Origin of the sequence: Simplicispira sp. (assembly GCF_028687295.1) — a bacterium.
Taxonomy (GTDB): Bacteria; Pseudomonadota; Gammaproteobacteria; order Burkholderiales; family Burkholderiaceae_C; genus Simplicispira; species Simplicispira metamorpha.
Genome location: NZ_JAQUAL010000026.1, coordinates 20,623 through 27,680 on the forward strand (window position 1 = coordinate 20,623; position 7,058 = coordinate 27,680).

General features: G+C 55.8%; 7 protein-coding genes. All 7 read right to left on the bottom strand.

Features of this window, described 5'->3' with window-relative positions; translation table 11 throughout:
• Positions 1-40: 40 nt before the first annotated feature.
• The gene (glnA, locus tag PHX69_RS05010) at positions 41-1,456 is read right to left on the bottom strand and encodes a type I glutamate--ammonia ligase (protein WP_119012824.1); all 1,416 of its coding nucleotides are present in this window, start codon (positions 1,454-1,456) and stop codon (positions 41-43) included.
• A 167-nt stretch (positions 1,457-1,623) separates the two neighbouring features.
• On the bottom strand, positions 1,624-2,445 hold the full coding sequence (locus PHX69_RS05015) for a competence/damage-inducible protein A (RefSeq protein WP_288042647.1): 822 nt from the start codon (positions 2,443-2,445) through the stop codon (positions 1,624-1,626).
• Complete coding sequence (locus tag PHX69_RS05020) at positions 2,442-3,359, bottom strand: EI24 domain-containing protein (protein WP_288042648.1); 918 nt, start codon at positions 3,357-3,359, stop codon at positions 2,442-2,444. Before PHX69_RS05020 ends, PHX69_RS05015 begins: the two co-directional genes overlap by 4 nt.
• Before the next feature lie 28 nt (positions 3,360-3,387).
• A complete protein-coding gene (locus PHX69_RS05025; RefSeq protein WP_288042650.1) occupies positions 3,388-4,356 on the bottom strand; it encodes a sterol desaturase family protein in 969 nt (322 codons plus the stop codon).
• A gap of 23 nt (positions 4,357-4,379) precedes the next feature.
• Positions 4,380-5,189: a polysaccharide deacetylase family protein gene (locus PHX69_RS05030; RefSeq protein ID WP_288042649.1), complete on the bottom strand. Its 810-nt coding sequence runs from the start codon at positions 5,187-5,189 to the stop codon at positions 4,380-4,382.
• Positions 5,190-5,202: 13 nt separating this feature from the next.
• A complete protein-coding gene (locus PHX69_RS05035; RefSeq protein WP_288042651.1) occupies positions 5,203-6,165 on the bottom strand; it encodes a YncE family protein in 963 nt (320 codons plus the stop codon).
• A 90-nt stretch (positions 6,166-6,255) separates the two neighbouring features.
• Complete coding sequence (locus PHX69_RS05040) at positions 6,256-7,005, bottom strand: 16S rRNA pseudouridine(516) synthase (RefSeq protein ID WP_288042652.1); 750 nt, start codon at positions 7,003-7,005, stop codon at positions 6,256-6,258.
• Between the last annotated feature and the right edge of the window lie 53 nt (positions 7,006-7,058).

Sequence of the window (7,058 nt, forward strand, 5' to 3'; positions counted from 1 at the left end):
CCGCCTTGAACACTGTGCAGGGCCCTGCCGGGCCCACGCATCAGATGGAGTAATACATGTCGTATTCAACCGGGTGAACGGCCATGCGGAAACGCGTCACTTCAGACATCTTCAGCTCAATGTAGGCGTCGATCATGTTGTCGGAGAACACGCCACCCTTGGTCAGGAACGCGCGGTCCTTGTCCAGTGCTTCGAGGGCTTGGTCCAGGCTGTGGCACACGGTGGGCACCAGCTTGTCTTCCTCGGGCGGCAGGTGGTAGAGGTCTTTGGTGGCGGCTTCGCCGGGGTGGATCTTGTTTTCCACGCCATCCAGACCCGCCATCAGCAAGGCAGCAAAGCCCAGGTAGGGGTTCATCAGTGGATCGGGGAAGCGGGCTTCGACGCGGCGGCCCTTGGGGTTGGACACGTAGGGGATACGGATCGAGGCCGAGCGGTTCTTGGCCGAGTAGGCCAGCTTCACCGGGGCTTCGAAGTGCGGCACGAGGCGCTTGTAGCTGTTGGTTCCAGGGTTGGTGATGGCGTTCAGGGCACGCGCATGCTTGATGATGCCGCCGATGTAGTACAGGGCGTAATCCGACAAGCCGGCATAGCCATCACCGGCGAACAGGTTTTTGCCGTCCTTCCAGACCGACTGGTGCACGTGCATGCCCGAGCCGTTGTCGCCTGCGTAGGGCTTGGGCATGAAGGTGGCGGTCTTGCCGTAGGCATTGGCCACGTTGTGGATCACGTACTTTTGCAACATGGTCCAGTCGGCACGCTCCACCAGGGTGCTGAAACGTGTGCCGATTTCATTCTGGCCAGCGCCGGCCACTTCGTGGTGGAACACTTCGACCGGGATGCCCAGGGATTCGAGGATCAGGGCCATCTCGGCACGCATGTCGTGCGTGCTGTCCACTGGGGGCACCGGAAAGTAGCCGCCTTTGGTGGTGGGACGGTGACCGCGGTTGCCGCCTTCGAGTTTGCTGCCCGTATTCCAGGGGGCTTCGTACTCTTCGATTTCATAGCTCACGTGGCCGGGTTCATTGGTCCAGCGCACGCCGTCGAAGATGAAGAATTCGGGCTCAGGGCCGAAGAAAGCCGTATCGCCCAGGCCGGATGCCTTGAGGTAAGCCTCGGCACGCTTGGCGATGGAACGTGGGTCGCGGTCATAAGCCTTGCCGTCGCTGGGCTCGATCACGTCGCAGGTCAAGACCAGCGTAGGCTCTTCAAAGAAGGGATCGATGTTGGCAGAGTTCGGGTCGGGGATGAGCTGCATGTCCGACGCTTCGATGCCCTTCCAGCCAGCGATCGACGAACCGTCAAACGCATGGCCCGACGAGAATTTGTCTTCATCGAAATGCGACACCGGCACCGTGGTGTGGTGCTGTTTGCCAAGGGTATCGGTAAAACGGAAGTCCACGAACTTGATTTCGTTTTCCTTCACCATCTTCATCACGTCTGCAACGGTCTGGGCCATCAGGTTCTCCTGGAAAAAACGCTTGTTGAAAAAGAAGTATGCCGGGTGAAAAGCAGATTACATGCCAACCCTGCGGACACTGCACAGCGAGAGATGCACCATAAGTTCACGCCTAACGCTGCGGATAGATGCACCACAAAGGTGCAATAAAAGAGAAAAATGACACATCAAAGATTGCGCACTAATTCGGGGCCTACTTTTGCACCAATAGAGTGCAATCCTGCACACAAGTCAACCCATGCGGCAGGAACCACCGCCGCAGGGCCTTTGACACCCAATTCAATATGGCGTCCGTGCACAGGGTGATCGACGCTGGGTAAGCTGAAAACCCGCACAGGTGCGTGCTCACGCTCAATTCGCTCCATCAACGGCGTGAGTGTGGCTTCCATTCCACCCAGTACCAGCACGGAGTGCTCTATCTGCGGCGCACGGTGGAACAGGTGCGGGTACTGCTGATCCAGCACCCATTCGATCATCGGCCATGCCATGACGGGGAAGCCGGGCACAAAATGCACGGCACCACCACTGCCAGCGCTGCAACTAAAGCCGGGTATCTTGTTGTACGGATTGGGAATGATGTGCGCCCCAACTGGAAAAACACCCATATTCAACCGATGCACGTTGTCGGCACGTTCAGGCTCGTAGGGCGCTCCTTGCTCGCGCGCCATATCCTGCATGCGCTCACGAATCAACACTTCAGCCTGGGGATGCAGTTGCAGCTGCACGCCCAACGCCCGTGCAGCGCACTGGCGGGTATGGTCATCCGGTGTGGCACCGATTCCACCCGTCGAGAAAATGATGTCCCCCGACGCGAAAGCACGCTGCAACGTGGCAGTAATGCGCTCAGGGTCATCGCCCACATAGTCGGCGTAAGACAGCGCCAGACCGCGTGCAGCTAAAAGCTCAATGAACTTGGGCAAGTGCTTGTCAACGCGTTTGCCAGAGAGGATTTCATCGCCAACGATGATGAGTCCAAATTTTTGCGTCATGGCGCGACTTTTTCAGATGGAGGTAAATTGGTAACAGAGGGTGTATTGTGGTCGGTAAGTACGCTATCTGGCATGCGCTCAGAGGGATCAATCACGACGCGGGTGTCGGTTTCCGCACGCAACAAAGCCAGTGCAGAAAGGCAGAAGTGTGCAAACCACAAAGAAGAAAACGCAAAGACCAGGGTGTAAATCCAGATAGCCAACGGAATCAGGATAAAGAACGCCGCCGCAAAAACCACACCGGAAGCCCACACAATGGCTGGCGCCGCACCCAAATAGCCACAAAAAATCCCAATCAGAAGCAAACTCCAGCGATGGCGCAAAAACAGCGCTTTGCGCTCGGCAGAGCTGGCGTGCTCTGCCAATGCATCAAAAGCCATTACGCGGTAGGTGAGCCATCCCCAAATAAGCGGCGGGAGCACCAGAACCAACGGCGGAATCAACCACAAAGGAACCGACACCACCAAGGCGAGCAATGCCAGTGCAGTTGAACCCAGCGACCACCCCAAGCTCCACAACAAAGAGCCGCCTTTTTTGCGCTCCAGCGTGGCAAAGCGGCGCTGGGCCACCAAAGCAACCAGGGCAGGCGTCATCAACACAGCCACCACCAGCAATGCCACCAGCACGATGAGGGGTGTGATGAAAGCGACCACCATCAGCGGTGCAACGAAAGATGTGGCATCCGCAATGCCAAAGCGCTGTAGCCAATTCCAAAAGCTACTCATCAGGCCGGGCGCCTGTAGCAATGCCTGCGCATACTGCACTGCGGCATCCCAGTAAAAATAACCCAGCACCAAAGCCGAAATGGCCATCAGCAGCAAGGGCAGCAGCGACAGCATGATTACGCGTGGATGCACACAATACGCCATCGCACGCCAAAATGAATCCAGCAAAAGGGCCATGGGTTCAAGCATACCTTTTGTCAACGAATGCAGGGGGATGCTACGCCCGCCCGGCCAACCGCAATAAGCCGCGCCACTGCTGCGCCCAAAAACCCTGACCGTAATCACGCACCCGGCCATCGGGGCCAGGCTCTATCTGGTCGTACACCCCCGTAGGATCAAAACGCCGCTCAAAATTGGCGGTACCAAACAGCATGTCCCACCATGGCAAGAGCACGCCAAAATTGCTGCTTCCTACGGTTTTCGGGGTCAAGGCATGGCCCGCATACAACGCATGGTGCAGTCGATGGAACCGGGGGCTGATCCACAAGCGCTCACCCACCGGGCCGAACCACAGCCGCAAGTTGGCATGCTGGAAACTCTCACTCAACTGCGTCAGGGCCACGATGGCAACAAACTGCCCAGGCGCCACACCAATCAACTGCGCTACCAGCACAATGATGCTGTCACGCAAAATATCGTCCAGCAGATGGTTGCGGTTGTCGCTCCATACCGTCAACTGGCGCTGAGAATGGTGCAACGCATGCAGGCGCCACCACCATTCGAAGCGATGCTGACCACGGTGAATCCAATAATCCAGCAGATCAAAAACCGCCAGATACAACAGCAGACTCACCCAAGGAATATCAGTAATACCCGGCCAAATGCTGTCGAGCTGGAAAGTCGTGATGCCGCCGACGCTGAGCGCGCCAAAAAACGTGTCCCACAATGGATCCAACGCCAAAAACAGCCCCACACGGAATATCCCCAGCCGGTGCAGCAGCGTGTAAATGATGTCAGTGCGTACCGCGCTACGGTCTGTAATCGCTTCCACAGGCCGCCAACGCTGTAGCGGTACCAGCAAGCCAACGATGACAACCAATTGCAGCAGCCCGACCAGCAGCCACCCCGTGGCACGGTAGCCATCCTCCAGAAAATTGGCCATGCCACCGGCAAACAGCAGCGGCTGCACCACGGCTTCAAAAAGCCATTGCTGCGCTGCATCAAACCCCGTTGCCAACCAATCCATCGCTTCGTCCTTGTCCCAAGAATTCAGGATTTTCCTGCCTGCCACCCGGCATACCGGGGGTGCTCGCGCAGCGTGCGAAAGCAAAACCCACGCTCTTTCAGCCCCACGATAAGCGGCTCCAGAACAGCCGGTGCCCATGGGTCTTTGCGCGACCAAATGCCCAGGTGGGCAAGCAAAATATCGCCGCTGCGAATGTTTTTGAGGGCTTTTTGCAGCAATGCCTGGTTGCTGAACTGCTCACTGGGTAGCTCATCGCCCAAAAATCCGGCAGGTGACCATCCCACATGGGCATAACCGCACGCTTGCGCCGCAGCAAGCAACTGTGCTGACGTTTTGCCACCGGGCGCACGAAACAGCGGCAAAGGCACCTGCCCCGTCAATGCCTGCAAACGGCGCGCAGATTGCGCAATCTCATCGCAGTACTGCGCCGCGCTGAGAATGAACTCTTGGCCTGCCCGGGGCCCAGCCGAAGGGCGCACACGGAATGCAGGTGCCGTTGGTGTGCCTGCATCAGCACGCCAATAGGTATGGTTCCAGGTGTGCGAAGCAAAGGCATGGCCTTCTGCTGCACGATCACGCCACCAAGCAGACCAATAACTGCCCAAGCTGCCGTCGCCTTGCTGAGTTGGCTCATTGGCAGCAAAAAAAGTCACAACGACCTGCTGACGGGCTAGCACCTGGGCCACCAAATGCGCGATACCCATATGCCCGGTATCCAGCGTGAGATACACCGGTTTTTCACAACTAAATTGGGCTCTAACGCCCGCTGGATAAGCGCCAACAGCTATCAATACAGAAGCATAAAAAAGCCGCCATCTGGCACCTGAAATCATGTGGAGCACCGCTCTAACGGGGCGCGTGGTTAAGCGTCCAAACACCATGGGGCGACTTTCCAACTTTCATTTGGCGTACCACTTGGCGCGTGTGTGTATCGATCACGGTCAATTTCCGTGCCCAGCGTGAACTCAGGTAAATCCAACGCCCATCCGCAGAGACGTCCATGCAATCGGGGCCACCGGGGGCTGGGTATTGCGCTGTCACTTCCAGGGCTTTCATGTCAATCTTGCTGATGGTATTGGCCACGCGGTTGCTGACATAAAGATGCCGCCCATCACCAGCGGCTCGAAACGCATGGGCACCCTCACCCGTCTTGATAATTTGGAGACTGCGTGGCACTTGGGCAGAAATATCAAAAACTTCCACACCATCACTGCCCGTCAGCCCGACAAAAAGCCGACGCCCATCCCCATTGCCATACACATCCGCAGGAGTCGCCCCTGTGCGAATGCGCCACAAAATGGTTTGGCTTGCGATGTCCATAGCTACCAACTCGTTGCTATCCTGCATCGTGGCATAAACACGGCGGCTGGCGCTATCGATCCATAAATGGCTGGGTGTGCGACCCGTGGCAACCCGCCGCACCAACGTCAGCTCCTTGCCATCCCAGCGATAAAAATCCACATGGTCCAGCCGGTTGCCTGCGGTGATCAGCCACCTCATATCCGGTGTGAAGCGCAAATGATAAGGATCAATAATGCCACGCACCGTGCGCTGAATCTGCGCTGTGCGCGGATCCACAAAAGTCAGCGAGTCCCCCAAAGCGTTGGCAATAATGAGGGATTTTTCATCGGGTGTGAGGTAGAGGTGATGTGGCTCTTTCCCTGTAGGAATACGCGATGTTTCCACCCAACTCGACGGATCAATCACACTGACGTTGGCATCCAGTGAATTGAGCACAAACACAGGCGGCTGCGCAGCAAAGGCGACCCCACCAAAAACCACGCTCCCCACAACCGCAATGCGGAGCATGCCGTGCATCAGAAATTTCACAAACAGCTTTCAAAACATGCAACGAGTTTAGCCGTGGGCTTGCATGAAATGCCTAAAGCGTTCTACTTTTCAGGCTACGGCCTGTAATTTTTGTAGATCTTCTGTAGTCAACCAACGCCACTGACCAGGGGCGAGATCAGCAGGAAGCTCTAACGCACCAATCCGGGATCGGTGCAATGCTTCAACACGGTTACCGACTGCTGCAAGCATGCGCTTGACTTGATGGTACTTACCTTCAGTCAGTGTCAAATCCAAGCGATATTCATCCGTCAAAACGCAAGCTGCTGCACGTACAGGCTTTGGATCATCGTCAAGCACTACACCGGCCAAAAGTTGCTCTACCTGCACAGATGTCACAGGGTGCTTGGCAGTGACTTGATAAACCTTGGGCACATGTTTTTTAGGGGAACTCATTCGATGGATGAATTGACCATCATCACTGAGCAACAAAAGACCCGTAGTATCTTGATCCAATCGCCCCACTGCTTGTACACCTTGGATCGCACTTTTGGTTGGCCGGTGTCTTAAAGGGGAAGGCAGCAAAGTGTAAATACTGGGATATGTTGATGGCTTTTGGGAACATTCTGTTCCCGCAGGTTTATGAAGCATGACATAAGCCTGAGAAAAGCATTCCCAATCTATCCCCTGAACACGAAATTTGAAACCCTCAAGAGAGAAATCAGCCGTTGAATTGGTACAAACTACAGGAAAATTATCCCCATCGACATCGTAAATCTCGACCCAACCTTGTTGTACCAATCCAGCACAAACACGACGGGTACCGAATCCCTGAGAATAAAGAATATCTTGTAGTTGCATATACGGCTCCACGAAGAAGAGACAAGCTTCAGACTTTGTCTTTCTAGTTTTTT

What these genes read in the sequence shown, in the direction of transcription:
- PHX69_RS05040 (WP_288042652.1), bottom strand. Translation starts at nt 7,005, where the DNA reads ATGCAACTACAAGATATTCTTTATTCTCAGGGATTCGGTACCCGTCGT.
- PHX69_RS05020 (WP_288042648.1), bottom strand. Translation starts at nt 3,359, where the DNA reads ATGCTTGAACCCATGGCCCTTTTGCTGGATTCATTTTGGCGTGCGATG.
- glnA (WP_119012824.1), bottom strand. Translation starts at nt 1,456, where the DNA reads ATGGCCCAGACCGTTGCAGACGTGATGAAGATGGTGAAGGAAAACGAA.
- PHX69_RS05015 (WP_288042647.1), bottom strand. Translation starts at nt 2,445, where the DNA reads ATGACGCAAAAATTTGGACTCATCATCGTTGGCGATGAAATCCTCTCT.
- PHX69_RS05025 (WP_288042650.1), bottom strand. Translation starts at nt 4,356, where the DNA reads ATGGATTGGTTGGCAACGGGGTTTGATGCAGCGCAGCAATGGCTTTTT.
- PHX69_RS05030 (WP_288042649.1), bottom strand. Translation starts at nt 5,189, where the DNA reads ATGATTTCAGGTGCCAGATGGCGGCTTTTTTATGCTTCTGTATTGATA.
- PHX69_RS05035 (WP_288042651.1), bottom strand. Translation starts at nt 6,165, where the DNA reads ATGCTCCGCATTGCGGTTGTGGGGAGCGTGGTTTTTGGTGGGGTCGCC.